The 25,066-nt window shown below is 63.8% G+C and carries 20 protein-coding genes; 10 read left to right on the plus strand and 10 right to left on the minus strand.

The features are described 5' to 3' along the window. Window positions 1-125: 125 nt before the first annotated feature. Both mgtE and EA462_RS00085 read right to left on the minus strand, forming a co-directional pair. Window positions 126-1,163 carry a magnesium transporter gene (gene mgtE, locus EA462_RS00080; RefSeq protein WP_124176544.1) on the minus strand — a complete coding sequence of 346 codons (1,038 nt, stop codon included), beginning with the start codon at window positions 1,161-1,163 and terminating at the stop codon, window positions 126-128. Between the two features lie 408 nt (window positions 1,164-1,571). After that, window positions 1,572-1,943: a DUF5518 domain-containing protein gene (locus EA462_RS00085; protein ID WP_124176545.1), complete on the minus strand. Its 372-nt coding sequence runs from the start codon at window positions 1,941-1,943 to the stop codon at window positions 1,572-1,574. A gap of 104 nt (window positions 1,944-2,047) precedes the next feature. On the opposite strand from EA462_RS00085, the gene EA462_RS00090 reads away from it, so the two are divergent. Further along, window positions 2,048-3,142 (plus strand): NOG1 family protein, encoded by a 1,095-nt coding sequence (locus EA462_RS00090; protein ID WP_124176546.1) that lies wholly within the window; start codon window positions 2,048-2,050, stop codon window positions 3,140-3,142. Between the two features lie 73 nt (window positions 3,143-3,215). Further along, entirely contained in the window at window positions 3,216-3,527 is a 312-nt protein-coding gene (locus EA462_RS00095; protein WP_124176547.1) for a DUF7533 family protein, read from the plus strand. A 120-nt stretch (window positions 3,528-3,647) separates the two neighbouring features. Here EA462_RS00095 and EA462_RS00100 read toward each other — a convergent pair whose 3' ends face one another. Continuing rightward, window positions 3,648-4,940 carry a TIGR00341 family protein gene (locus EA462_RS00100; RefSeq protein WP_124176548.1) on the minus strand — a complete coding sequence of 431 codons (1,293 nt, stop codon included), beginning with the start codon at window positions 4,938-4,940 and terminating at the stop codon, window positions 3,648-3,650. A 208-nt stretch (window positions 4,941-5,148) separates the two neighbouring features. Between EA462_RS00100 and engB the strand changes: the two genes are divergently transcribed. Further along, a complete protein-coding gene (gene engB / locus EA462_RS00105) occupies window positions 5,149-5,766 on the plus strand; it encodes a GTP-binding protein EngB (protein WP_124176549.1) in 618 nt (205 codons plus the stop codon). A 351-nt stretch (window positions 5,767-6,117) separates the two neighbouring features. Beyond that, the gene (locus EA462_RS00110; RefSeq protein WP_124176550.1) at window positions 6,118-9,138 is read left to right on the plus strand and encodes a PAS domain-containing sensor histidine kinase; all 3,021 of its coding nucleotides are present in this window, start codon (window positions 6,118-6,120) and stop codon (window positions 9,136-9,138) included. 136 nt (window positions 9,139-9,274) lie between these two features. Here the strand turns inward: EA462_RS00110 and EA462_RS00115 are convergent, their stop codons facing one another. Then, window positions 9,275-9,910: a TetR/AcrR family transcriptional regulator gene (locus EA462_RS00115; RefSeq protein WP_124176551.1), complete on the minus strand. Its 636-nt coding sequence runs from the start codon at window positions 9,908-9,910 to the stop codon at window positions 9,275-9,277. Between the two features lie 113 nt (window positions 9,911-10,023). On the opposite strand from EA462_RS00115, the gene EA462_RS00120 reads away from it, so the two are divergent. Together EA462_RS00120 and EA462_RS00125 are read left to right on the plus strand one after the other, a co-directional pair. Continuing rightward, the gene (locus EA462_RS00120) at window positions 10,024-11,379 is read left to right on the plus strand and encodes an amidohydrolase family protein (protein ID WP_124176552.1); all 1,356 of its coding nucleotides are present in this window, start codon (window positions 10,024-10,026) and stop codon (window positions 11,377-11,379) included. A gap of 40 nt (window positions 11,380-11,419) precedes the next feature. Continuing rightward, window positions 11,420-12,307 (plus strand): fumarylacetoacetate hydrolase family protein, encoded by an 888-nt coding sequence (locus tag EA462_RS00125; RefSeq protein ID WP_124176553.1) that lies wholly within the window; start codon window positions 11,420-11,422, stop codon window positions 12,305-12,307. A 140-nt stretch (window positions 12,308-12,447) separates the two neighbouring features. Here EA462_RS00125 and EA462_RS00130 read toward each other — a convergent pair whose 3' ends face one another. Further along, on the minus strand, window positions 12,448-13,449 hold the full coding sequence (locus tag EA462_RS00130) for a TatD family hydrolase (RefSeq protein ID WP_124176554.1): 1,002 nt from the start codon (window positions 13,447-13,449) through the stop codon (window positions 12,448-12,450). A 129-nt stretch (window positions 13,450-13,578) separates the two neighbouring features. On the opposite strand from EA462_RS00130, the gene EA462_RS00135 reads away from it, so the two are divergent. Both EA462_RS00135 and EA462_RS00140 read left to right on the plus strand, forming a co-directional pair. Beyond that, complete coding sequence (locus EA462_RS00135; RefSeq protein WP_124176555.1) at window positions 13,579-13,782, plus strand: hypothetical protein; 204 nt, start codon at window positions 13,579-13,581, stop codon at window positions 13,780-13,782. A 1-nt stretch (window position 13,783) separates the two neighbouring features. After that, on the plus strand, window positions 13,784-14,188 hold the full coding sequence (locus tag EA462_RS00140; RefSeq protein ID WP_124176556.1) for a DoxX family protein: 405 nt from the start codon (window positions 13,784-13,786) through the stop codon (window positions 14,186-14,188). Between the two features lie 125 nt (window positions 14,189-14,313). Here EA462_RS00140 and EA462_RS00145 read toward each other — a convergent pair whose 3' ends face one another. From EA462_RS00145 to EA462_RS00160, 4 genes are all read right to left on the minus strand, one after another. Next, on the minus strand, window positions 14,314-14,508 hold the full coding sequence (locus EA462_RS00145; protein WP_124176557.1) for a hypothetical protein: 195 nt from the start codon (window positions 14,506-14,508) through the stop codon (window positions 14,314-14,316). Then, window positions 14,505-16,199, minus strand: coding sequence for an L-lactate permease (locus tag EA462_RS00150; protein WP_124176558.1), 1,695 nt, complete (start codon window positions 16,197-16,199; stop codon window positions 14,505-14,507). Before EA462_RS00150 ends, EA462_RS00145 begins: the two co-directional genes overlap by 4 nt. Window positions 16,200-16,240: 41 nt before the next feature. Beyond that, window positions 16,241-17,902 (minus strand): gamma-glutamyltransferase, encoded by a 1,662-nt coding sequence (gene ggt, locus EA462_RS00155; RefSeq protein ID WP_124176559.1) that lies wholly within the window; start codon window positions 17,900-17,902, stop codon window positions 16,241-16,243. Between the two features lie 332 nt (window positions 17,903-18,234). Next, complete coding sequence (locus EA462_RS00160) at window positions 18,235-19,614, minus strand: initiation factor 2B (RefSeq protein ID WP_124176560.1); 1,380 nt, start codon at window positions 19,612-19,614, stop codon at window positions 18,235-18,237. Between the two features lie 85 nt (window positions 19,615-19,699). Here EA462_RS00160 and EA462_RS00165 point away from each other — a divergent pair, with 85 nt between their 5' ends. Together EA462_RS00165 and EA462_RS00170 are read left to right on the plus strand one after the other, a co-directional pair. Beyond that, window positions 19,700-21,787, plus strand: a complete 2,088-nt coding sequence (locus EA462_RS00165; protein ID WP_124176561.1) for a hydantoinase/oxoprolinase family protein — start codon at window positions 19,700-19,702, stop codon at window positions 21,785-21,787. A gap of 3 nt (window positions 21,788-21,790) precedes the next feature. Then, on the plus strand, window positions 21,791-23,554 hold the full coding sequence (locus tag EA462_RS00170) for a hydantoinase B/oxoprolinase family protein (protein ID WP_124176562.1): 1,764 nt from the start codon (window positions 21,791-21,793) through the stop codon (window positions 23,552-23,554). Window positions 23,555-23,712: 158 nt separating this feature from the next. Here EA462_RS00170 and EA462_RS00175 read toward each other — a convergent pair whose 3' ends face one another. Next, the gene (locus EA462_RS00175; protein WP_124176563.1) at window positions 23,713-25,062 is read right to left on the minus strand and encodes a hypothetical protein; all 1,350 of its coding nucleotides are present in this window, start codon (window positions 25,060-25,062) and stop codon (window positions 23,713-23,715) included. Window positions 25,063-25,066: the final 4 nt, after the last annotated feature.

Here is a 25,066-nt window from a genome sequence, read left to right on the forward strand (position 1 = left end):
ACAGAGCGTCGCGTGGGCGGATCGATCGGAACGGGCGCTCCTTCATACGGATTACTGTAACGATTTACCGGCGCACCCGCGACCCGGGCGGCGGGTGCGTCGGAAATGATTTACAGTAAACCGTATCAGAGCAGTTCCGCCAGCAGGACGGCTGCCAATCCGAAGTAGATCAGGAGGGCAGTAACGTCCTTGATCGTAGTGATCAGCGGGTCGGAGGCCGCCGCCGGATCGAACCCGAGTTTGTTCATGACCCACGGAATAACGTAGCCCACGACCGATGCGACGACACAGACCGAGACGAGCCCGACGAAGACGACGGTCGCCAGTTCGAAGGCGTACGGCTCGTCGATCTGCCAGAAGTAGGCGGCACTGGCACCGATTCCGCCGATGATCAATCCGATAAGCAGACCGATCAGGCCCTCGCGGGCGAAGTACTTCATCGCGTTACGGTCGTCGATCTGTCCGAGTGCGAGCCCGCGGACGAAGATCGTCGACGCTTGCGTTCCCACGTTCCCGCCCATATCCATGATTACCGGAACGAAGAAGGCAAGCGCGACGACCGCTTCGAGCGTATCCTCGTAGGCTTCTATCACACCGCCAGCGAGTAACCCACCCGCGAGCGCGACGATCAGCCAGGGGAGTCGAAGCCGCAAGATGCGCGGGATCGATGACTCGAGGATCGCTGAACTTCGAGACTGCTCGATGTCCGCGAACGAAAACCCTGCGCTCTTTAAGATGTCTTCGGTGGCTTCTTCCTCGACGACCTCGAGCATGTCGTCAGTTCGGAGAACACCGACAAGAAAGCCGTCGGCGTCGACGACCGGCAGCGCGGGGAAGTCCCGCTCTGCCATGTCGTCGGCGGCGTGCTCCGGGTCGGCATCGGCGCTGATCGTGACGAGATCGGTCATCATGTGATCCTCGACGACGTCGTCTTCGGGAGCGTTGAGTAGTTCCCGAAGGGACATGACGCCGACGAGTCGACCCGCGTTGTCGGTCGCGTAGAGATAATAGACGGTCGTTTCTTCGGTGATGGGGTCGAAGTCACGGAACTCGTCGATTGCGTGCCCGATGAACGTTTCCTGGGTGACCGCAACGTATTCGTCGTCCGTGATTTCAGCGACGCGATCCGCGTGAAACTCGAGGTTCGAACTAGCAACCTCCATACGTTTCACCCCGGCTGTGCGAGCGGATAACCGCTACAAACTCGGCTTCTCGTGGATCGGGATCAGCGCCCTCGAGGCACTGGCCGGGCCCGTGACTTCTCTCGTTGATCGGGGTATCGATACCGAATTGGCTGCTACGATTCGTATCTGGCATACACCAGTACGGTTTAGAGGGTACTAAAAGAGTTCTTTGTCTCGAATATTAATATGGTATTCAGAAACACGACACGCCAACGCATCCCACGTATCCGACCGGAACGGTCCTCATCGAGACGGTCTTCTTCCGGTCAGTTCTGTGCAATCGCATACTAGTAGCGCTTTCACCGGTGACCGGGCAGGATAATCCGTCTACTTGCCGCCGTCACGGGACGGACGGAAAAAGCATTCACTCGTCGCCAGCCGGTCGGCTCACTCGTCGAGAACGCCACCGACCGCGCCGGCGATCGCGCTCTCTACGGCCATCACGAACGAGACGACGACGGCGACGACGAAGATGCCGAGGCCGGCGACACCGGTGAGGAGGCCGCCAGCGGGACCGCCGACCCAGCCGATGAGTCCGACGGCGACGGCGATGAGAAAGCCGCCGACGAGGCCGCCGAACGCGCCGGCGAGCAAGCCGTGCCAGAAGCCGCGTCCGAGTCCGCCGCCGGCGAGGTAGCCGGCGACGAAGCCGCCGACCAGTCCCGCCGCGAGTTGGCCGACGACGGGGAGCGTGAGTCCGACGATACCGAGGACGACTATGACGACGAATCCGATGATTACTGCGCGCCAGTCGGTCATACTCGAGGGAAGCCACGCCAAGTCATAAACGCTTGGCTAGCCGTCCGCGGATAGTCGGCGGGATATCGAACGACCTTTTACCACCGCGGCCCCTACAATCTGCTATGATTTTCGAAGACCTTCCGACGACGCCCACGTCGGAAGAGCTGATCGACAAGGCGTTCTCACGGGCGGCACGGGCCGGTCGATCCAAAGGCGGCCTCGATGCCCAGCAGTCGATGCTCCAGACGGCGGCGAACATCATCTCGGACAACTTAGAGAACGTGGTGACGGCCTGGCCGGACTTCGAGTACGAAGACGACGTCCATCCGTTCTATTACGAACTCGCGGACGCGATTTTGGACGTCCCCGACCGACGCTCGGAGGGGGAAACAGACGCGGATGCGCCCGGCGGAGTCGACGAACTTCGCCAGAGCCTCTCGGAGGTGATGTGGGCCAGCCGCAAGGCTCGCGAGATCCACGACGAGTACCAGTCGAAGCTCAGAAAAACCGACGTCGACACGGCACGAAAGCACCGAAAGCAGGCCTTCGCACGGCTGGCAGACATCGTCGAGCAGGTCGACGACGAGCTGTTGTACATCAACAAGGCTCGAAACGACCTGCGCGACCTGCCGGATATCGATCCCGACGAGCCGACGATCGTCGTCGCCGGCTATCCGAACGTCGGCAAGTCGTCGCTGGTCAACGACGTGACGAACGCCCGCGGCGAGACCGCGGCGTATCCGTTCACGACCAGGGGTATCGGCGTCGGTCACTTCGAAGGAGCGGACCTGTCCGCCGAATCGGAGCGGACCGAACGGTCCGCAATGGACGATCACATCCGCCACCAGATCGTCGACACGCCCGGGTTACTCGATCGCCCACCGAAGGAACGAAACGAGGTCGAGGCTCAGGCGGTCAGCGCTATCGAACACCTCGCTGATTGTATGCTCGTCATCCTCGATCCCAGCGCCGAGTGTGGCTACCCACTCGAGTCACAACTCGAGCTTCGGGACGCGATCCAGGCCCAGTTCGAAGAGGTTCCGGTTCTAACGGTGGCGAACAAGGTCGACCGGTCGGAGGTCTGGAACGACGAGCTGGTCGAGGAGATGGACGCCGACTACCGAATGAGCGTCGAAACCGGCGAGAACGTCGACCGCGTGCTCGTGGCGGCCGTCGAGGCGATCGACCACGAACCGCAGTTACCGTTCGAGGAGTGATGGTCGTGTCCCCACGTCGCCGTCTGGGAGGACCACAACCGAGACGGAACGCGAGCCTGGCGCGGCGCGAGCCATGAACAGCCCCGGAATCCTCTGGATGGTCCAGACGGCGGCCGGTCTGTCGATGGCGGGGCCGATGTTCGTCGTCGGTTTCGAGTTTCTTCGAGGGGGTCGAACCGTCGCCGGTGTCGGGTTCTTCGCACTGGGCGTCGTGGCGCTTTACTTTCCGACCTACCTCCTCAACCGGATCGGAGGCCCGCGGGCCTGGATCCGTCGACGGCTCGGTCGATCCGGATCCGACGCGGACGATACCGACGAGGAGGGGGCGACTACCGAGGTCGATCGATCGGAATCGAGCCCGCTGGATCGGCTCCGGCGGCGGTGAAGAACGGAACCTGCGACTCGAGCGTTCGAGGCGTCGAGTGTGAATCTTCACCGCTGCTGAACGCCCTCGAAGACCCGGCTACGCGAGTCCGTCTCCCGGCTGTCGTTCGAGGGATCGACGCTATCGTTCGACCAGGCCGACGTACCGTATTTCGACGCCGACGGGATCGTCGGCGTGTTGATTGATCCGCTCGTGGAGCGTATCAGCGAGTTCCGGCGGTGATTCGCCCGGAGGTCCGCCGATCGTTACCACGACCCGTTCGGGCCCGATGAACGGGTAGTCCTGATCCATGACGACCTCGAACTCGAGCAGTTGGTACTGGGCGAACTCCTCCTCGTCGAGGACGAGTTCGACTTCGCCACGGGCGTTCTCCTCGAACGTCGACGTGACGAACGAGGAGTAGGTGATCGCGCCGAGGAAGACGGCGAAGACGAGGACGATCACGACGAGGCCGACGACCCGACGCCGAACCCGTTCTTCGGTTTCTCCGTGCGTAAACAGGTTTTCGGGCCGATACCCGGCGTACCACAGCGTCAGCAACCCGGCGAGGTTGACCGAGAGGACGTTGACCAGCACGAGCGCCGTCGATCCGATCGCGGCTGACGGTTGACCCCAGGCGATAGCGATTCCGGCGGCGGCGGCGGGGGGAATCAACGCGGCCGCGATCATGACGCCGACGAGTGCCACGGACGTCCCAGTCGCGATACTGATGATCCCCGCAACACCAGCACCGAGAGCAACCGCAAGCGAGAGTAAATCGGGTGCCAGACGCTCGGATATTTCGTCTACCTCTCCGATGGCGAGGCCAGGAGGGACGACGTTCGTTATCCGCACCATCCAGGCGAAGACCGCGGCGGCTGCGATCGCGAGAACGACGCCGAGGATCTGATAGAGGACGCTCTCGACGAACAGATCCTCGTCGTTGATCACGGTTCCGACGCCGGCCCCGAGTGCCGGTCCGATCAACGGTGCGATTACCATCGATCCGACGACTACCGCCGGCGAATCGAGGAGGAGCCCGGCGGTCGCGACGACCGCGCTGATGATCGTCATGATCGAATACACCGCAAACGTCGGCGTCAGCGATTCGGCTTCTGCCTGAAGCTCCTGTCTCGAGATCCGATCGGATTCGACGTCGCCGTTATCGTACTCTTCGCGTAACGCTTCGAACCGGCGGGAAACGACAGTTTCCGCGTCTACGACGACCGTGTAGGCGTCTTCGTCGATACCCGCGTCTTGCAACTCGTCGAGAACCCCCTCGACCGCCTGCGAGGGGAGCGGGAAGTAGACGACCGCCGTGTACTCCCGATTGCTGTTCTCGTCAGTGACGACGTAATCGACCCCTCGTTCGTCGAGCGCCTCGAGGATGGTCTCGCGTTTCCCCGTCGGCACCGTCAGCTGTACGAGCCGCACATCGACCCCTGAGACGCCCGGGGAACATAACTTCCGACCATCTCCCGCCGCGCTCGGCCGGTTGCTGGGATCGCGGCGTTCACTTCGATCTCCGCTGGTCGATTCGTAGTCCCGAAGGCATTCCGAGGATTCTGCGAGCGTCACCGGTCGTCGTCGGTCTATCGCGTCGGGACGTCAGCTATATCCTCGAGACGAACCAACGACGCCCATGTTCGATACGCGTCCCGACCGCGAGGCCGAGGTCGTTCTCGTCGGTCGCTCGAACGTCGGCAAGTCGACGCTCATGCGCGAAGTGACCGGCCACAGCTTCGATACCGGTGGTAGTCCGGGCGTCACGCGCGAGCCGAACCACTACGACTGGGCTCCCGAGGACTTCGTCCTCACGGATCTGCCCGGATTCGGCTTCATGAGCGGTGTCCACGAGGACCGTCGCGAGGAGATCAAGACGAACATCGTGAGATATCTCGAGGAGTACGCAGAGAACGTTCTCGTCGCGATTCTCGTCGTCGACGGCAAGAGCGCCGTCGACATCATCGACCGCCACTCCGGGCCAGACGAAATCCCCTACGACGTCGAGATGTTCCACTTTTTGCGAGAACTCGGCGTCCCGACCGTCGTCGCGGTCAACAAGATGGATAAGGTCGACGATCGCGACGAGCGCCTCGACGAACTGTGCGATCGACTGGGCCTTTACCCGCCGTGGAAGCAGTGGCAGGAGGTTATCGCACCCATCACGGCGAAGTCGGGGCGAATCGAGCCGCTGAACGAAGCCGTTCGCGAACACCTCCACGAGCACCAGCGAGACGACCTGTTCAAGTTCTTCTAGATTCGGCCGTACTCGGATGAGGCGAGGTGGTGAGGCTGGTAAGGGTGATGAGGCTGGCGAGGCTGGTAAGGGTGATGAGGCTGGCGAGGCTGGTGGAGGTGGAGATCCAGCCCTCCAGAGCAAAACGCGGTTCCGATCTCGAAAAGCGACGGCTGTGCGATCGGATACTGTTTCGCCGTACGGATCGAAATCGACGGCGGCTCGGAGTGAAATCCTCGTCACAAGGGGCTCGGAGGGGGTAACTCTTCGTCACGGCCGCCGTCCTACGGTATTCGTCGGGCCGGTTTCGGTCTGTCGTTTTCGTTCGCTGACGACCGTGGGCTTATGCGGTTCGATGCCGTTTCCGATCGTATGAGTGAGCGAGCCAGGAATGTCGACGGGACATTCTGGGACGACGCGAACGACTCCGAGTCCCACCAGCGCTGTCGAACGCTGCTGAACGCGATCGACGACGGGATCGTCGTTGTCGACGCCGACGGCGGGCCGACGTTCGCGAACGAGCGTGCCACGGACATCCTCGACTGTTCTCGAGACGAACTGTCGAGACTCGGCGTCGGCACCTCCCACTGGACCTTTTTCGACGAATCCGGCGAACCACTCGAGCAAGCGGAGATACCGTTCAACCGCGTCGTCGATCGTGAAAAACCGGTCTCCGAGCAGACCCTCGGCGTCCGAGGTTCCTCCGGCGAGCGCGTGTGGCTCTCGGTCAACGGCGCGCCACAGTGGGACCAAAACGACGAGTTCGACGGTGCCGTCTTCGTCTTCGAAGACGTTACCGATCAACGCGACGTCGAGAGCGAACTCGAGGAGATCCTCGGACGGGTGACCGACGCGTTCTACGCGCTCGACGAGGAGTTCCGGTTTACGCACGTCAACGAGCGCGCCGAGGAACTGATCGACTTCGAGGGCGAGGGCCTCGTCGGGAGGCATATCTGGGAGGCGTTCGAGTGGGCCGGCGACTCGGTGATCCGCGAGGAGTACGAACGGGCGATGGAAACACAGAACCCGACCTCGTTCGAGGTCTACTATCCCGAACCGCTCGACACCTGGTTCGAGATCCACGTCTATCCGTCGACGACCGGTCTATCCGTCTACTTCCGGGACGTAACCGACCGAAAGGAGCGCGAATCCGAACGCGCCGAACTACTGCGTGAGTTGCGTGAAAGCGAACAACGGCTACAGCTCGCACTCGAGGCGAGCGAGATGGGAACGTGGGAACTCGATTTGCAGACCAGAGAGTCGCCCGCCCGTTCGCCGCGACACGATCGAATTTTCGGCTACGAGGAGCCACTCGAGGGCTGGGATTTCGAGGCCTTTCTCGATCACGTTCACCCGGACGATCGCGAACGAGTGAAACGGCGCTTCGAGGAGGCCTTCGAGACGGGAACGTGGCAGTTCGAGTGCCGGATCCTCCGCGCCGACGGTGAGGAACGTGTAATCGCCGCACGGGGAGAGTTCACGGTCGACAGCGAGGGGGAGCCAGTTCGTGCAGCCGGGACGGTTCAGGACGTCACCGAGCGAGCGGAGCGCGAACAGGCGCTCGAGGAATCCGAACGTCGCTACCGCACCCTGGCGGAGTACTTCCCGAACGGACTCGTCACGCTGTTCGATCACGACCTCGAGTACACGCTGGCGGCCGGACTGGGGTTCGACCGGATTCCCGTCGAGCCCGACAGCCTCGAGGGGCGACAGTTCCACGACGTCTGGCCGGACGAAACCGCCGCCGAACTCGAACCCGCGTTTCAGGCGGCTCTCGAGGGCGAGGAAGCGTCGATCGAGCTCGAGTATGCAGGTCGGGAGTGGGTCCTTCACGCGGTGCCGATCACCGACGACGAGGGCGACGTCTTCGCCGGGATGACGATGGCCCAGGACATCACCGAACAGAAAGAGCGCGAGCAGTACCTGGAAAACGCAAAGGCGCAGCTCGAAGCCGCGACCGAAGCCGGCGCTGTCGGCACCTGGGAGTGGCACGTTCCGGAGGATAAGCTGATCGTCAGTGGCTCGCTTGCGAACGCGTTCGACGTCGATGCGGACGACGATCGCAGGGAAATGCCACTCGAACGATTCCTCTCGTCGATCCACGAGGAGGACAGAGACCGCGTCGCAGCACAGATCGAGGACGCCGTCGAACACTGCGGCGAGTACGAGGCCGAGTATCGCGTCCGGGACGACGACGAACTTCGGTGGGTCGTCGCTCGGGGCCACGTCAAGTGTGACGAAACCGGCACTGCACAGCGATTTCCCGGCGTCATGACGGATATTACGGAGCGCAAACGAGCCGAACTCGAGGCCGAAAAGCAGTCGCGGGAACTCGAGACGCTCTTTCAGGTGCTACCGGTGGGTGCGGTGGTCGCGAACGAAGACGGGTCGCTGCTCAGAGCGAACGACACCGCAAGGGAGATCTGGGGTAGTGACGCCTTCGACGTAGCGTCGATCGAGGAGTACGACAAGTTCTCTGCGGTCTGGGCCGACTCCGGTGAGCCGGTCGAACGCGAAGACTGGACGATGTACCAGGTGCTCCAGGGTGAGGAGGTCCAGGAGCCGAACATCTACGAAATCAGCACGTTCGACGACCGACAACGGATCATCATGGAACACGGAAAGCCGGTCCGAGACGTACGCGGGGACGTTCACCGCGCCGTCGTGACGCTCACCGACATCACCGAACGCCGAGCGTACCGGCGCAAACTCGAGGAGTCGAACGAACGCCTCGAGCAGTTCGCCTACGCCGCGTCCCACGATTTACAGGAGCCGCTCCGGATGGTTACGAGTTACCTCCAGCTTATCGAGAACAGATACGCCGACGCACTCGACGACGACGGCGAGGAGTTCATCGAGTTCGCCGTCGACGGCGCAACGCGCATGCAGAAGATGATCGACGGGCTCCTCGAGTACGCTCGCGTTGACACGCGAGGAAATCCGTTCGAACCGGTCGAGCTGAACGCGATTCTCGAGGACGTTCTCGAGGATCTGCGGGTGCAGATCGACGAGGCCGACGCCGAGATCAGGGCCGACGATCTTCCTCGCGTCGACGGCGACGCCAGTCAGCTTCGCCAGGTGTTCCAGAACCTCCTACAGAACGCGATCGAGTACAGCGGTGACGAACCGCCACGGGTCGAGATCGCCGCCGAGCGCACCGGTGATCGCTGGACGGTTTCGATCCGTGATGAGGGAATCGGGATCGATCCGGACGAGACGGAGCGCATCTTCGAGGTGTTTCAGCGGCTACAGTCGACCGAGGAGAGCGAGGGTACCGGAATCGGTCTCGCGCTCTGTCAGCGAATCGTCGAACGACACGGCGGCGATATCTGGGTCGACTCAGAACCCGGAGAGGGTGCGACGGTTTCGTTTACGCTGTCGGCCGACGCGTGAGACGGATCGCTGTACCGGTTTGCCGGCGGGACCGCAGACGGCTCGCGGTTGTGCCGGTGCCGATGTACAACGGGTCGACTGGTGGGGACTATACCGGTCACACGCGAGATGCTATCGGTATCGAGAGCCCAGCCTGTCAGGTCCGGTGCAGCTGTCGTTCATCGTCCACGTATAAGGAGTCGAGGATGAACTCGTCGATGGCGCTGCGCGCCTCTTCGGGGGCGTCCCCGTGGCCGAGGGATATCTTCCGAGCGCGGGCAGCGTGGATGACGTCAGTGATGAGTTGTCCCATCCGTTCGGCATCGACCGTGCGGAAAGTTCCCTCTTCCATCCCTGCCTCGACAACCGTGACGATGCTGTCGCGCATCCCCTCATAGTGGCTGTTAAAGATCGCACGGTGCTGCTCGTCGTTCTGGGCGTGGGAGTACAGTTCGTGGAAAACTTTCATGCGGTCCCAGTGACCGAACTCGTCGAACTCCGGTCCGAACAGACACTGGTCGATGCGGGCCGCGAGTTCCGACCGTGGGTCGGCGTCGTCGTCCACGTCGACGCTACCCTCGTACTGGCCGATAATGTGCTCCAGAAATGACGAAAGGAGGTCGTACTTGCCGTCGAAGTGGTAATGAATTACCTGCCGAGTCATCTCCATTTCTTCACCGATGTCTCGCATTCTGAGGTCCGCGTACCCGTGCTTGCTAATGGCACGGAACGTCGCCTCCATGATTACCTCCTCGGTATCTTTGGAGGTTACCTTCTCCTCGGCGTCGCTCATGTGTTCACCTCGTCGCGTGGACCATATAAATTCGCGGCCGAATCGACCGGCAGCCACCGATCCTTTACCGAGCGGTAAACTTTTAATCTTCTGGTCAGATTCTATACTTGCGCATGACACAGCGACTCATACGGAACGGGACCGTCGTCTCGCTCGACCCAGACATCGGGCAGCTCGAAGAGGCAGACGTTCTCATCGACGACGGGGAGATCGTCGAGATTGGCCACGGTCTGACGGCGTCGAACGCAAGAGAGATCGACGCGTCCGGGCAGATCGTCCTGCCGGGATTCGTTGACTCGCACATTCATCTCGCACAGACACAGGTCAGAGGCATCGCCGGTGACTGGTCGCTCATGGGTGAATACTTCGAGCACATGCTCGGCAACATCACCGGACTCTACCAGCCCGAAGACATGTACCTCGGCGGGCTCTTCGGCGCGCTGGAGAAGCTCCACACCGGGACGACCACGGCTCTGGACTGGTCGTACCCTAACTCGCTCGAACACGCCGAACGGGCCGTCGATGCGCTTCAGGATAGTGGACTACGAGCGGTATACACCTACGGGCCACCGGGTGATGACGCGGCGAAATGGTGGTTCGAAAGCGACGTCGGTCTCCCCGACCAGCACATCCGCGAGCTCTACGCTGAGAAGATCAGCGACGACGACCTGCTCAGCCTGGCGCTTGGACTTCGAGGGCCGGATTTCTGTACCGACGAGACCGCCCGAACCGATCTGGAACTGGCGCGAGATCTAGGGGCGCTCTCGACGATCCACATGGGCGCCGCGCTGTGGCCCTCCTCAGTCTACAGCGAGGATTACCAGGGTTTCGGCTGCATCCAGGACATGCTCGGTCCCGACGTGAACGTCGCCCACGGGAACCACTTCACCCAGGAGGACATCGACTACGCCGTCGAGCAAGGCGTTTCGTTCTCCTCCAGTCCGGAAGTCGAGATGCAGATGGGGCACGGCATTCCCGTCACCGAAAAGGTGATAAACGCCGGCGGGCGGCCCGCGTGGGGCGTCGACGTCTGCTCGAATATCAGCGGCGACATGGGCAGTCAGATGCGGATCGGCATGCAGGTCCAGCGAATGTTCGACAACCAGAAGATTCTGGAGGGCAACGAGGAGGTCACCGAGGTGAGCGTCTCCTGCCGTGATACGCTGGAGATGGCGACCATCGAGGGCGCTCGAGCCCTCGGTCTCGAAGACGAGATTGGAACCTTGACGCCGGGCAAACGCGCGGACATCATCACCGTCGAGCAGAACGACTTCCTGACGGCCCCCTCGCACTCACCGATCCAGACGGCGGTGTTCCAGTCGTACCCCTCGAACATCAACACGGTGCTGGTCGACGGCGAGGTCGTCAAACGAGACGGCGAACTGACCAGTTCCCTCGTCGAAGAGGAGTTCGACCGCTTCGTCGAGTCCGGCCGCCAGCTCGTCGACGAAGCGGGGCTGGAGCTGTAACCGGAACCGACTATTTCACAGCGTTTCATCACACTCACAGATGCGACTCGGACAGTACACCACGACGGACGACGCACAGCCCTGGGTTGGCGTAACAACGGCCGACGGCGAGATCGTCAACCTCTCCGAGACCGGTGCCGAGACCGGCATCGCCATCCCACGAGCAACCAGCGATCTGCTCGGGCAGTGGAACTGGCAGCGTAAAGTGGAGCTGGTCGTCGAGTACGCCGAGGAGACCGGAATCGGATGCTACGACGCTCCCGAGCTCGACCAGTACGCTCCCGTTCACGACCCCGAGAAGGTGGTCTGCGTCGGGCTCAACTACCGCGACCACGCTGAGGAGGGGGGCAACCCCATCCCGGACGAGCCCGTTCTGTTCTCGAAGTTCCCGACGAGTGTCACAGGTCCCGAGAGCACCATCACCTGGGACCCCGACCTCACTCAGAAGGTCGACTACGAGGCCGAACTGGTCGTCGTCATCGGAGAGGAGACCCGCCGGGTCGACGAGGACGAGGCGCTGGACCACGTCGCCGGCTACACGATCGGCAACGACGTCTCGGCGCGGGACCTCCAGCACGGCGACGGTCAGTGGGTCCGCGGCAAGAGCCTCGATTCGTTTGCCCCTACGGGACCGGAACTGGTGACCGCCGACGCGGTCGACGCTCCTCACGATCTCGATATCTACGCGGAGGTCAACGGCCAGCGTCTGCAGGACTCCTCGACGTCGAACTTCATCTTCGGCGTCGACGAACTCGTCTCGTTCTGCAGCCAGGCGTTCACGCTCGAGCCGGGGGATCTCATCTTCACAGGGACGCCACCGGGCGTCGGCGTTTACCGCGAGCCGCCGGTCCTCCTGGAGGAGCGCGACGAGGTTACGGTCGGGATCGGGGAACTGGGCGAGCTGACCAACGGCTGTGCGTATCTGTAGGAACTGTCGAGGAGTTCACCCGGCGATTCCGTTCTTAGACTTTCGACGTCCTTACGAAACCCGGACCCAATGAGAGTGGGGCTCGAGAACGCTCCCGTCAGATTTCGAACCGCACAGACACCGAAGGAGGATCGGCAGTATCAGGTTCCGAGCCCGAACACTTCACGGGGGTTCTCGTAGACGACCCGACGGATGTCGTCGACGTCGATACCGTAGCGGTAGAGCTCGAAGATGGCCCGCTTTAGCGCGAAGGGGTCGGTCCGGAGGACGTTCGCGCAGTCGGTGTCGACCATGATGCGGTCGGGGCCGTACTCGTCGATGACGTTAGCGACGTCAGCGGCGTCGACGCCGACGAGCCAGGAGTGGCCGATGGTGTAGCTTAGATAGCACTCCGTCTCCGCCATCAGATACTCGGTGTTGTTGCCGTCGGCGTGGGAGGCGACGACCCGCTCGTCGGCCAGGCCGGCGTCACGCGCCGCCTGGACGTCCAGCGTGACCGCTTCCAGCTGCGGATTCTCGACGTCGAGCACCGGCTCCGCGCCGAGGTCGGCGTTCTTCTCGTAGCCGGGGGCGCCCAGCCCCGGACGGTAGGACCGCTTGGAGTCGGTGGTGGTGTTTGGGGTGTGCAGGATGACCGGGATGTCGTGTTCGTTTGCCAGTTCCATCTGCGCCTGGGTGATGGCCCGCTGTTCGTCGACGTCCCACGCCTCGACGTGCTGGGATGGCGTAACGCCAGTCTCGCCGACGGCGACGACATCGTCCAGTTCGCAGTAGGCGTCCATGGCGTCGATCAGTTCGTCGGGGTCTTCGATGCGGACGCCGGTATGGATGCCCAGGCCCAGGGCGGCCTCGAAGAAGTGGTTGCGCTCGATGGCCGCGCGTCGATTGACGGCGTCGTCCCACAGGTAGCGGACGTCCTCGGCCTGGACCGGCTTGTAGGGGGTCCAGTGGTAGCCCGAGGAGACCATCACCATCCCCTCACAGCCCGCCAGCGCGTACCGCTCGCGGTCCTCCCAGGAGAGGGTGTGCGCGTGGTTGTGGATGTCGATCCAGGGAAGGTTCAGCAACTCCCGCGGCAGGTCGGGTTCGTCCTCGAGGTGCGCTGCGTCGGTCGGTCGTTTCGTCGGATAGTTGGACGTCATGGTTGTGGGCTGGAAGCTTTTGGATCGGCACGCGACGACACGTGCGGCGCAGTGCCGCCGACCCTGAGTGAACCATGGGTTTTACAGGTTGGTAAAACTTTATTATGCGTCCGATTCTCATACGGGCGTATGACGCTACTCGTCGGCACGGACGAGGGTCTGTACCGGGCCGAAGGCGTTCCGTTCGACCGGAGCGAACTCGAGAAGATACTGGACCGTGTGATGGTCACAGCAGTCGAGACGTGGGAGCACACCGGGGGCGTGTTCGCCGCCAACGTCAACCGCATCGAAGCAATCCGAACAGCGATCGACATCATCCACCACAATCACTAACATGACTGATAGGGCAGCATCGAACTCGGACTCACCGTCAATGCCCGGCCGACTCCTGTATAGCGGTATCCTCGCCATCATGGCCATCGATGGTTTTCGGAACAACGACAAGCGCGTCGAGGTCGCACGCGAGAGCGGCGTTCCAACGCCGGAAATAATGGTCCCGTTCGTGACGGGGTTGCTCCTCGTGGCCAACCTCGGTATCTTGCTCTGGAAGTATCCCCGTGCCTCCGCCGCCGCGATCGTCGTGTTCTTCCTGAGCACGACGCCGGTCATCCACGACTTCTGGACGATGGAGGGAAAAGAGCGGCAGGCGAACAAGATCAACTTCCAGAAGAACGTCGCTCTGCTCGGTTGCGCGCTATTGCTTTTCAACGAAGCCGGCACGGACACCGACCAGCCGTGACCGACTGGTCGTTCCGCGGTCACAAGAGAGTGTGAAGGTGGTGATGATTCCCACGCCTGGCGATCGATTCGGACAACGAACCCAAACGCGATGAGAAACCGACGTTCGAGCGAGAGGGGGGCCTGCTACTCCTCTTCGTCCTCGCGGATCCAGAACTCCATGACGAGGGGAATGAGCGAACCGAGGAGCAACAGCATCAACCCGAATCCCCAGACGAGTTCGTTCTCGGCCATCGTACCGTAACTGACGACGGGGAGGACGAGGAGGATCAGGACGAACGCGATCCCGTCGATGGTAATCGGTTCGGCGGGAAGGTTCATCCGCCACCTCCCAGGAAGACGAACCCGCTCACCAGCACGGTGAGTGCCCCGACCATGAGGGTCACGATCACGACCCAGGGGAGAGTGATCCGCAGGATGTCACCCTCTTTCCCCGGAATGCCGACGGTTCCCGTACCGAGTACGACGTTCGACGGCGAAATGGCGTTCCCGACCGCACCGCCCGTCATCTGGCTGGCGAGTACCGACCACTGGGGCAGATCCAGCTCGTCGGCGGTCCCGTCCTGTAGCGGTGAGAACATGATGTTCGACGCGGTGTTGCTGCCGGTGATGAACGCCCCAAGGACGCCGATGCTGCTCGAGGCGAACAGGTATGCGGTGGGCGGAAGAACCGCCGCGATACCGAGTGCCAGGACGGCTATCTGGCCGGTTTCGACCATGACGATCGCCATGATGATCAACAGGATGATCGATAGCGAGGCCGGGATCGCGTTCTCTTTCACGCCGTCGAAAATCGTGCCTTCCTCCTCGACGTGTGGGGACGTCTCCATGACGCTCCGCCACTCGTCGTAGTATCCACGGCTCCTGAACAGGGCGTAACCGAAGAGGACGCCCACCAGGATAATCGATCCGGGATGCGTGAGGATCGCGAACGGTTCGTAGGGATCCTCGGCGTCCTGCTCGAGGTAGCCGGTTTCGATCGCCGGGAACGAGAATCCGACTTCGAACTGGGCGAGCGACTCTTCGACCGGCGGGAACGCGACCACGAGCGCGATCACGAGGAGGACGCCGTACGGGAGAAACGCCTCGACGAGGCCCATGACGGGGTCCGGTTCCTCCTCCTCATGTTCGTCCGCTGTCGGCTCGCCCCCATCCGTCGCCACGTCTCGAGACATCGACTCCTCCATCGCCGGTCGCTCGAACGGATCGTGTTGTTGATCGTACCGCTTCCACCGCGAGAGGGGGTACAAGACGACGAGTGCGGCTGAAGCGGCGAGAAAGCCCGAGAGAAATGGACTGTAGATCGCCACTGCCATCAATCCGACCCACTGTACCGCACCGACGACGAGGATCATCGGGAGCCCGTGTCGAACGCCGTTCCACCGCCCGTACAGCCAGGCGATGGCGATCCCGCCGGCGAGGATCGGGACGACGTGAATAATCGCCGTCTGGAGCGCAGTCTCGACCGGAGCCTCGAACGGTGCGACGGAATCGGCGGCGAACCATCCGACGGCCAGCGTTCCGAAGTTGTTGTTCCACGCGTGTCCGATCAGCGGGATCGCGACGGCGTAGATCGGCCGAACGCCGAGTGCGAGCAACAGCGGCGCGACGATGGCGATCGGAGCACCGAATCCCACGACCCCCTGGAGAAACGAGGCGAACAGCCAGCCGAATGCGAGAACGAGGAAGAGATCGTTACTACTGAACCGTTGTATTCTGACCCTGAGGGTGTAGAGGGCACCGGCACGCTCCGTTACGAGGTACATCAGGACCGCCGGCCAGACGACGTACAAGACGAAAACGGCGTCCCAGACACCCTTTCCGACCGCGACGGCGTATGCGAACGGCGGTGCCTGAAAGACTGTAAGAGCGATGGCGGATGCGCCGAACATGCCCATAACAGCGGCCGTGTGAGCCGACCAGCGGTACCGAACCAGCAAAACGAGCAGGATCAGGATCGGGACGCTGGCGACGACCCAGTGGAAGAGATCGACGGGAAGAGCGTCGACCACGTCTACGTCACCTCGGAGAGTGAGTTCGTGACCATTGTGGATTAGTATCCGAGTGCCGAGCCGTCGCCTCGCGGATCAGCACCGCCCTCGAGCCACCCTCGCTCGCGATCGATGCGGATCGCCTGGGCGTGGCCCATGTTGTCGTCCCAGTCCGTGAGGACCCTCGTCGGTTGTCCGCGCAGACGCAGCCCGCGAACGACCTCGTCGGAGATACGCCCCTCGAGTGAGAGGTCGCGACTTTCGGTCCCCCACGTACGGCCCATGAGCCACCTCGGGGCCTCGATGGCCTGCTGGACGTCGTATCCGAAATCGACGAGGCGCGTCACCATCGCCGCGTGCGTCTGCGGTTGGCCTTCGCCGCCCATCGTCCCATAGAGCAGGTACGGGTCGTCGTCCCGGGTCAGCATCGCGGGAATGAGGGTGTGAAACGTCCGCTTTTCGGGCTCGAGGCGGTTCGGGTGGCTCTCGTCCAGCGAGAAGAACGAGCCCCTGTTTTGCATGATGATACCCGTATCGCCGCCGACGACGCCGCTCCCGAAGTCGTGATAGATCGACTGGATCACCGAGACGGCGAGCCCGTCCTCGTCGACGGCACAGAAATAGACCGTATCGCCGCCCGGATCGCTCGCGCGGTCGGCGTCCCCGTCGAACGTGATTCCGGGATCGACCGCCCCCATCTCGAGAGCGCTGTCGGCCTCGATTAGGTCCCGTCGGTCGTCCGCGTACCCCTTCGAGGTCAACTCGTCGACGGGGACGTCGACGAAGTCCGGATCGGTCAGCCACTCGTCGCGGTCGGCGAAGGCCACCTTGACGGCCTCCGCGAGGTGGTGATAGTACTCGACCGTCCCGTCACCCCAGCTTTCGACGTCGTAGTCTTCGAGGAGGTTGAGAACCTGGAGAGCCGCGAACCCCTGCGTGTTCGGCGGGAACTCGTAGGCGGTGTATCCGCGGTACGTGGTCGTAATGGGCTCTACCCACTCCGCTTCGAACTCCGCGAAGTCGTCGGCGAGGAGCGGAGAGCCACGGTCGTTCAGGTCCGCACAGATTCGCTCGGCGATCTCCCCGTCGTAGAACCCGTCTCTCGCCCCCCGTTCGGAGATGGTCTCGAGCGAATCAGCGAGATCGGGTTGTTCGATTCGATCGCCGACCCCCGGGACGGAGCCGTCGGGGAGAAAAATGTCGCCGGACGAGGGATACTCCTCGAAGACCGGAACGTCCTCGACGATCCAGTCCGCCACCGAACGGCTGACTGGCATCCCCTCCTCGGCGTACTCGATCGCCGGTTCGAAGAGCCGTGACCAGGCAAGCGAGCCGAAAGAGTCGTGAGCCTCGCGCCACCCGTCGACCGCGCCCGGAACGGTCAGCGCGCTCTCCAGACCGCGTTCCGGGATCGTGTCCCGCCCCCGGTCACGGTAAAACGCTCGAGTGGCTTCGCGTCCGGTCGGCCCGCTCGCGTTCAGCGCGCGGACCTCGTCGTCGTCGGGAGCGTGGATCAGCCAGAAGCCATCACCGCCGAGTCCCGCCATGTGTGGGTAGACGACACAGAGCACGGCGTTCGCCGCGATCGCCGCATCGACCGCGCTTCCGCCCTCCTCGAGCGTCGTGATGCCAGCCTGACTCGCCAGGTGATGAGACGTCGCGATCATTCCGTTCTCCGCCCGCGTCGGCGGTCGGCCGGTACGCGGCCCGCTGTATTCGGACATGTCGCTAGCGCCAGTACACGGGTTAATAAACAATATACATCGAATAATAGAAACTCTCTACACGATAGGGGTTCGTACGAGGTCGGTACGACGGCGATTATTCACTTCGTGCCTGCCACTCCCATCACTGTCCATCTCAGAAGCGGCGTACGGGTGAAAGTCCGTAACTGTCCGTCCAGAGCGCGGTATACGTACTGGTGTCGGTGACTATCGTAGTCTCTGAACATCACTACACGTCTCGTCGCGCGACTGCTGTGCGGTCAGTGTGTCGAGAGTTGCAGTTGCGTCAGAACTGGTTTGAACGATGCTCGAGGGGGGAGGGCGACGCGTCGTCATCGATCACGCCACGTTTCGAGTTCGCGCAACTCCTCGACGATATCCTCGAGTTCGTCGACCTCGAGCGATCCGGTTTCGGTGACGAGTTCGGTGACGCACTCTGCGGGCGTCACGTCGAAAGTCGGGTTCGCGACGTCGACCGACGGATTGCCGTCGTAAACCGCGGCTCGGTCGCCGGACTCGAGGTTCACGGTGGTCCGCGTCGAGAGTTTGTCGGCTGCGGCGACGACCGTCACGGGGACGTTCTCGCGAGCGGCAGCGATCGAAACCGCTCGCGTTCCGGTCTTGTTCACTACGGCACCGTCGGGTCGGACGGTGTCGGCCCCGACGACGACGCGATCGACGGCCTCGGTCGCGAGGACGTGGGCCGCGGCCGCGTCGGTGTGAACCGTCACTGAACAGTCGAGGACCGAATCGCTCGCCAGCGTTTCCGCGACGCCAACACCCTCACGTCCCGGCCGGGATTCGGAGACGAAGACGCGGGACGGCGACCCCTCGCGGAGCGCATCGAGAACGGTTCCCGATCGCGAAAGCGTCAGCACGGTCCCGTCGATGCGTTCGCCGCCGTTGACCGCGGCGTCCTCGTCGGCCGCGGCGGCGCGCTCGATCCCCGAGATTGCGGACTCGAGAACGGCCGCTCCACCGGGAGGGTGGTCATCCGTTCGATCCGCATCTGCCATCGCCCGATTCACTCGATTCCGGAGGACGGCCATCGAGGGCCGGGTCTCGAGCACTCGGCCGGCGAGTTCAGCGAGTTCGTTCCATTCGGCGTCGGAGCGCGTTTCGGCTCCGTCCGATTCGTGTGTGTTCCGTTCGGATCCGTCCGGTTCGCCCTCGGCCCGTTCTGCGACGAGTACGCCCGCTCGATCCCGCACGACCTCGAGCGCCCGGAGCGAGAGAAACGCCGCGCCGTGTTCGTCGTCGGCCGCGACGGAGCGGGCGGTCGGCGCGACGCGTTCGTAGGCCGTCCACAGTTTCGGCACGGTTTCGCGGCCGTCGGACGGATCGACGGTCGCCGTCGGGGAACGCCACTCGAAGGCGTCGTGTTCGTCGCTCAGTTTGACCTCGCGCGTGTCGCAGTCGAACAGGAAGGGACGAACGATCCGCTCGCGGTCGAGATCCGGGTCTTCGAACTCGACTGGACGTCCCGATCGCACCAGCGAAACGCCGTCCTCGAGGCCGGTTTTCTCGCGAATTTCGGTTCGAACCCGTTCGTCCGGCCGTCCCTCCGCGAAGCCGGAGACGCCGTCCCACCGGCCGACGTGACTACCGACAGCGTCGCTCCGACGTACCAACAGGATCTCTCCACGGTTTCTTACGAACGCAGTGACGACGTGGCTCGGTTCCGATCCGTCGTCTCTCGTCGAGTCGGTCATACCGGATGGACGGTGTCGTGCGGTGAATAATTTCCGTCGGAGACCTGAACGGTTTAACCCGACCGGCCCGAAACCCGACGTATCGATGGGACGCGAGGAACTGACAGCAGACGCGAACGAAACGCCGGTTCGTCCGGATTCGAACGGTGCCCGGATCGGCGTCGACGTCGGTGGCACGTTCACCGACGTGGCACTCTCCGTCGAAGACCGGCTCGTGACGGCGAAGGTCCCGACGACTGCCGACCAGCACGTCGGCGTCCTCGAGGGTATCGCCAAGGCCTGTGCGAAGGCGGACATCGAGCCGGGGGAGATCGACGAGTTCGCCCACGCGATGACCGTCTCGGTCAACGCGCTGCTCGAGCGGAGGGGTGCGACGACCGCCCTCGTCACGACCGCGGGGTTCCGTGACGTCCTCGAGATCGGCCGACAGGATCGACCGAGTCTGTACGATCTCGAGGCGGAGAAGCCGACGCCGCTCGTACCCCGGACGCGTCGATTCGAGATCGACGAGCGGACGACGCCGGACGGCATCGAACGAGCGGTCGATCCCGAGGAAGTACGCCAGCTTGCGGATACTCTGTGCGAGCGTGACGTCGAGGCGGTCGCGGTCTGTCTGCTTCACTCCTACAGCGATCCCGAAAACGAGACGACCGTCGCGAAGACGCTCCGTTCGGAGCTCGAGGTTCCGGTCTCGGTCTCACACGAGGTTCTCGCGGAGTTTCGCGAGTTCGAGCGGACGTCGACGACGGCGGTCGATGCCTACGTTCGACCGGCGATCGACAGCTACGTTGGACGGCTGGTCGAGGAGGCCGAGAACGAGGGAATTCCGGCCCCGCGAATCATGCAGGCCAACGGCGGCATCGCCAGCCCCCAGACGGTTCGCGATCGGGCGGTTACGACGACGCTGTCGGGACCGGCTGCGGGCGTCGTCGGCGCGACGGCGGCCGCGGACGATTCGACGGCCGCGGGTCTCGTCACGTTCGACATGGGCGGAACCTCGAGCGACGTGAGTCTCGTCCGGGACGGCCGAGTCGAGCGGACGACCGACGCCGACATCGACGGACTGCCGATCCGCACGCCGATGGTCGACGTAAACACCGTCGGTGCGGGCGGCGGCTCGATCGCCTGGGTCGACGCCGGCGGCGCGCTTCGAGTCGGACCGCGGTCGGCGGGTGCGGATCCCGGCCCGGCCTGTTACGGTCGCGGCGGGACCGAACCAACAGTGACCGACGCCAACGTCGTTCTGGGTTACATCGGCTCCGAGACCGCCCTCGGCGGCGAACTGTCCCTCGACGTCGAGGCGGCCCACGAGGCGCTCGAGGGACTGGCCGAGGAGGCGGACCTCGACGGCGCACTCGAGGCGGCTCACGGCGTCTACCGCGTCGCGAACGCGACGATGACACGAACGATTCGGTCGATCACGGTCGAACGAGGCCACGATCCGCGTGGATTCGCGCTCGTGGCATTCGGCGGAGCGGGACCGATGCACGCCGGGGCTCTCGCCGCTGCGCTCGATATCGATCAGGTCGTCGTTCCACGTCCCGGCGGCGTGCTTTCGGCGTTCGGTCTGCTCGCCGCCGACGAGAGCACGGACGCGGCCAGAACCGTCGGCATCGATCTCGAAACGGAGCCCGAAGCCGGGGCGACGCTCGAGGCGGACGCGCTCGAAGAGATCGGAGGGGTCTACGACGACCTCGTCGCGGACGCCCTCGGTGACGTCTCGGAGTCCGATCGCGTCCGCCTCGAGCGTGGCGCTGACTGTCGGTACACCGGCCAGAGCTTCGAGTTGACCGTTCCCGTCGACGATAGCTTCGACGCCGAGGTCGTCGCCGAACGCTTCCACGACGCCCACGAGCGGACGTACGGCTACACGATGGACGAGCCGATCGAGATCGTCACGCTCCGGGCGACGGCGACTGTTCCGCGGACGGATCCGAGCATCCGACACGACGGGCGAGGCGATGCGCTCGTCGGCTCTCGTGAGGTACACTTCTCCGAGACGGGCGCGTGGGAGACGACGGTCTACGATCGGGACGCCCTCGAGTCGGGTGCGACGTTATCCGGACCGGCGATCCTCGAACAGGACGAGTGCACGACGGTCGTTCCGCCACAGTGGGACGGCGAGGTCGGAACGGACGGGACGCTCCGGCTGACCCGGACGGGGGATGACTGAACCATGACACACAATTCGAACGACGACGCGAACGACGACGGTGAAACCTGCCGGTCGAGCGATTCAGAGACGGACGATCCGGACATCGATCCGGTGACGCTCGAGGTGCTTCGCAACCAGCTGGAGGGGGTCGCAGAGGAGATGGGACAGACGCTGATCCGCGGTGCGTACTCACCGAACATCAAAGAGCGTCGGGACTGTTCGACGGCGCTGTTCGACGCCGAGGGACGGACGATCGCACAGGCCGAGCACATCCCGGTCCACCTGGGAGCGATGCCCGCGGCGGTCGAGGCCGTTCGCGAGCGAAACCCCAATCCCGGCGACGTCTTCGTGCTCAATGACCCCTTTACCGGGGGAACGCACCTTCCCGACGTGACTCTGGTTTCGCCCCTCGCACCCGGGTCAGGCCGCGGGAGCGAGGATAAGCCCGATGAGGACGGTCACCGATCCGAACCCGACAGCGGCGAGAACGGTCGGGTCGGGAGTGACGACGAGAACGACGACTGTCGAACCGAAAGTGACGACGACATCGTGGGATATGCCGTCTCTCGAGCCCACCACGCGGACGTCGGCGGGTCGTCACCCGGCAGTATGCCTGCGGACTCGAGGGAGATCTATCAGGAGGGACTTCGCATCCCGCCGACCCGCCTCGTCGCGGCGGGCGACGTCAGAGAGGACGTCCGATCGCTCGTGCTCGCGAACGTGCGGAATCCGGGCGAGCGTCGCGCCGATCTCAGAGCCCAGCTCGCCGCGAACGAGCGCGCCGAGACCAGGCTCGGGGCGCTGTTCGACGAACACGGACGCGAGACCGTACTGGCTGGCTTCGACGACGTGATCGAGTACTCCCGCGCGCGCCTGGAAACCGAGATCGAGACGCTTCCGGACGGCACGTTCGAGGCGACGGACGTCCTCGAGGGCGACGGCGTCGTCGACGAAGACATCGAGATCAGCGTGGCGGTGACCATCGACGGACCGACGATCGACGTCGATTTCGCCGGCACGGCAGAACAGCTCGCGGGCAACCTCAACGCACCGATGGCAGTCGCTCGGAGTGCGGTCTACTTCGTCGTCCGCTGTGTTACCGATCCGGAAATCCCGCCGAACCACGGCTGTTACGTGCCCGTCAGCGTCCACGCACCCGACGGGTCGCTCCTGAACCCGAACTCCCCGGCAGCGGTCGTCGGGGGGAACGTCGAGACCAGCCAGCGGGTGACGGACGTGGTTTTCACCGCCCTCGCGTCGGCGGTTCCGGATCGCGTCCCCGCACAGGGCCAGGGAACGATGAACAACCTGACGATCGGCGGACGGGGCAGTTCCTTTACCTACTACGAGACCATCGGCGGCGGATTCGGTGCCCGCTCGGACCGCGAGGGCATGGACGGCGTTCAGGTCGGGATGACGAACACGCTCAACACCCCGATCGAGTCGCTCGAGACCGAGTACCCGCTTCGGGTCGACCGGTACGCGCTCCGACCGGACAGCGGTGGCCGTGGCACGCATCGGGGTGGTCTCGGCCTCGAGCGGACGCTCACCGTCGAAGCCGACGCGACGGTGTCCGTCCTCACCGAGCGGCGACGCCACGGGCCGAAAGGAGTCGCCGGCGGGGAGGACGGCGCACCCGGCGAGAACCTGATCGATGGCGAGGTCGTCCCCGCGAAGACGACCGTCGACGTCGAGACGGGAACGACGGTGACGATCCGGACACCCGGTGGCGGCGGCCACGGCGATCCCGACGATTCACGCGCGACAGACGATCGCTCCGAGTGAGCGGGTCGTCGATCCGAGTAAGATCGCCGTGCGCTCCGCGTCACTCTCGAGTGAAATCAACCGGTCGGCGGACGTCAGTTTCGCCACACTCGCGGGACGGACGAGTACGGCGGTACATCGTGCGTAGCCGGGTACTCGGTACAACAGCCCGCGTACGCTCACGCGAACACCCGTACGCTGACCTCGTCCGCATCGTCTTCGGTGACGACTCGAGCGGGAAACCGTTCGTCTTTCTCGGTGGGATAGGTCTCGAAACCGAGTCTCACTCGAGCGGTTTCGTTCGGATCGACGACTACCGTTCGCGCGTCGACCACGGTCGGATCGTGTCCCACGACGAGTTCGAGTTCCCGCGTTTCGGCCGTCGATCCGGTGTTCACGACGGCTGCAGCTACCTCGAGTACGTCCCCGGCGGCGACCGGGTCGTTCGTGTCGTGGATCGTAACCTCGACTGTTCCGCGACGGTCGACCCGCTCGAACTGCCAGCTCGGATCGGGTTCCGTGACGGTTCCGTCCCGGCAGACGACCCACGGGACGAGAGTACAGGTGTGACACCCGACGGTCGAAAGACGTGCCGTATCCCGTCGATCCTCGAGATCCGAAACGCCGAGTATGCTGTCCGACTGGGTGAGCCACCAGATGACGCGATCGAGCGCCCCGTCGGGAACGGTCGCCTCGAGCTCGAACTCGACGTCTGCCGGATCGTCGCGAGCGACTTCGATGACTTGGTCGGTTGGGCGACTGGTTTCGATCGCGGGAGCGCGCGTTCCGTCGGCGGTCACATCGATCGTCCACCGCGCTCCGTAGGTTCCCGCTTCGGCGTCCGGGAGAACCGCCGCCGTCACCTCGTGTGTGCCCGGCGAGTCGAACGCGTATCGAAAGAAGTGAGCGCCACGCTCGTCGTAGTACGCCGGCTGCCAGGTATCGACGGCCGTATCTCCGATCTGTTCGCCGTCGAGCCACCAGATCGTCCGCTGTCCGTCCCCAGGGTCGACGGCTCCCGCTTCGAAGAGGACGGACGTTCCCGGTTCGACGGAGAGGTCCGCCCCGGGACGTGCGTTCGCGAGCGTCGACGCACCCTCGACGCGAACGGTACGTTCGTCCGTCGCACCGTCGGCGTCGACGCGGACCGGAAACTCGTCGCTTTCCGGGACCGGATAGGTGTTGAACCCCATCCTCATCGGTTCCCTCGTTTCCCCCGCGTCGATCGTCGTCTCGACGGTACTGACGCGTTCGCGGTCGTGACCGACGATCAGCTCGACGGTCGTCCGAACGGCCGTCGAACCGGTGTTTTCGACTACGGGAGTCACCTCGAGGTACTCGCCGGCGGCGACCGGGGCGTTGGTCTCGCTGATCCGAACCTCGAGAGTCGACTCGGCCGACGCGGACGCACTCGAGCCGTCGTCCGAATCGGTCGAGTGCCCACCGTCCGCCCGCCATCGTTTCGTCGAAAGCAGTACGCTCCCCGCCGAGACACCCGTAAGGAGCCGACGTCGAGTCGGTCGTTCCATACCC

This window comes from Natrarchaeobius halalkaliphilus, assembly GCF_003841485.1.
GTDB lineage: Archaea > Halobacteriota > Halobacteria > Halobacteriales > Natrialbaceae > Natrarchaeobius > Natrarchaeobius halalkaliphilus.

Bases quoted from the DNA above. Each gene is read 5' to 3' on its own strand.
- EA462_RS00115 (WP_124176551.1), bottom strand. From the start codon at position 9,910: ATGAGCGACGCCGAGGAGAAGGTAACCTCCAAAGATACCGAGGAGGTA.
- EA462_RS00090 (WP_124176546.1), top strand. From the start codon at position 2,048: ATGATTTTCGAAGACCTTCCGACGACGCCCACGTCGGAAGAGCTGATC.
- EA462_RS00095 (WP_124176547.1), top strand. From the start codon at position 3,216: ATGAACAGCCCCGGAATCCTCTGGATGGTCCAGACGGCGGCCGGTCTG.
- EA462_RS00085 (WP_124176545.1), bottom strand. From the start codon at position 1,943: ATGACCGACTGGCGCGCAGTAATCATCGGATTCGTCGTCATAGTCGTC.
- EA462_RS00145 (WP_124176557.1), bottom strand. From the start codon at position 14,508: ATGAACCTTCCCGCCGAACCGATTACCATCGACGGGATCGCGTTCGTC.
- ggt (WP_124176559.1), bottom strand. From the start codon at position 17,902: ATGTCCGAATACAGCGGGCCGCGTACCGGCCGACCGCCGACGCGGGCG.
- EA462_RS00170 (WP_124176562.1), top strand. From the start codon at position 21,791: ATGACACACAATTCGAACGACGACGCGAACGACGACGGTGAAACCTGC.
- engB (WP_124176549.1), top strand. From the start codon at position 5,149: ATGTTCGATACGCGTCCCGACCGCGAGGCCGAGGTCGTTCTCGTCGGT.
- EA462_RS00135 (WP_124176555.1), top strand. From the start codon at position 13,579: ATGACGCTACTCGTCGGCACGGACGAGGGTCTGTACCGGGCCGAAGGC.
- EA462_RS00140 (WP_124176556.1), top strand. From the start codon at position 13,784: ATGACTGATAGGGCAGCATCGAACTCGGACTCACCGTCAATGCCCGGC.
- EA462_RS00165 (WP_124176561.1), top strand. From the start codon at position 19,700: ATGGGACGCGAGGAACTGACAGCAGACGCGAACGAAACGCCGGTTCGT.
- EA462_RS00120 (WP_124176552.1), top strand. From the start codon at position 10,024: ATGACACAGCGACTCATACGGAACGGGACCGTCGTCTCGCTCGACCCA.
- EA462_RS00110 (WP_124176550.1), top strand. From the start codon at position 6,118: ATGAGTGAGCGAGCCAGGAATGTCGACGGGACATTCTGGGACGACGCG.
- mgtE (WP_124176544.1), bottom strand. From the start codon at position 1,163: ATGGAGGTTGCTAGTTCGAACCTCGAGTTTCACGCGGATCGCGTCGCT.
- EA462_RS00160 (WP_124176560.1), bottom strand. From the start codon at position 19,614: ATGACCGACTCGACGAGAGACGACGGATCGGAACCGAGCCACGTCGTC.
- EA462_RS00130 (WP_124176554.1), bottom strand. From the start codon at position 13,449: ATGACGTCCAACTATCCGACGAAACGACCGACCGACGCAGCGCACCTC.
- EA462_RS00175 (WP_124176563.1), bottom strand. From the start codon at position 25,062: ATGGAACGACCGACTCGACGTCGGCTCCTTACGGGTGTCTCGGCGGGG.
- EA462_RS00125 (WP_124176553.1), top strand. From the start codon at position 11,420: ATGCGACTCGGACAGTACACCACGACGGACGACGCACAGCCCTGGGTT.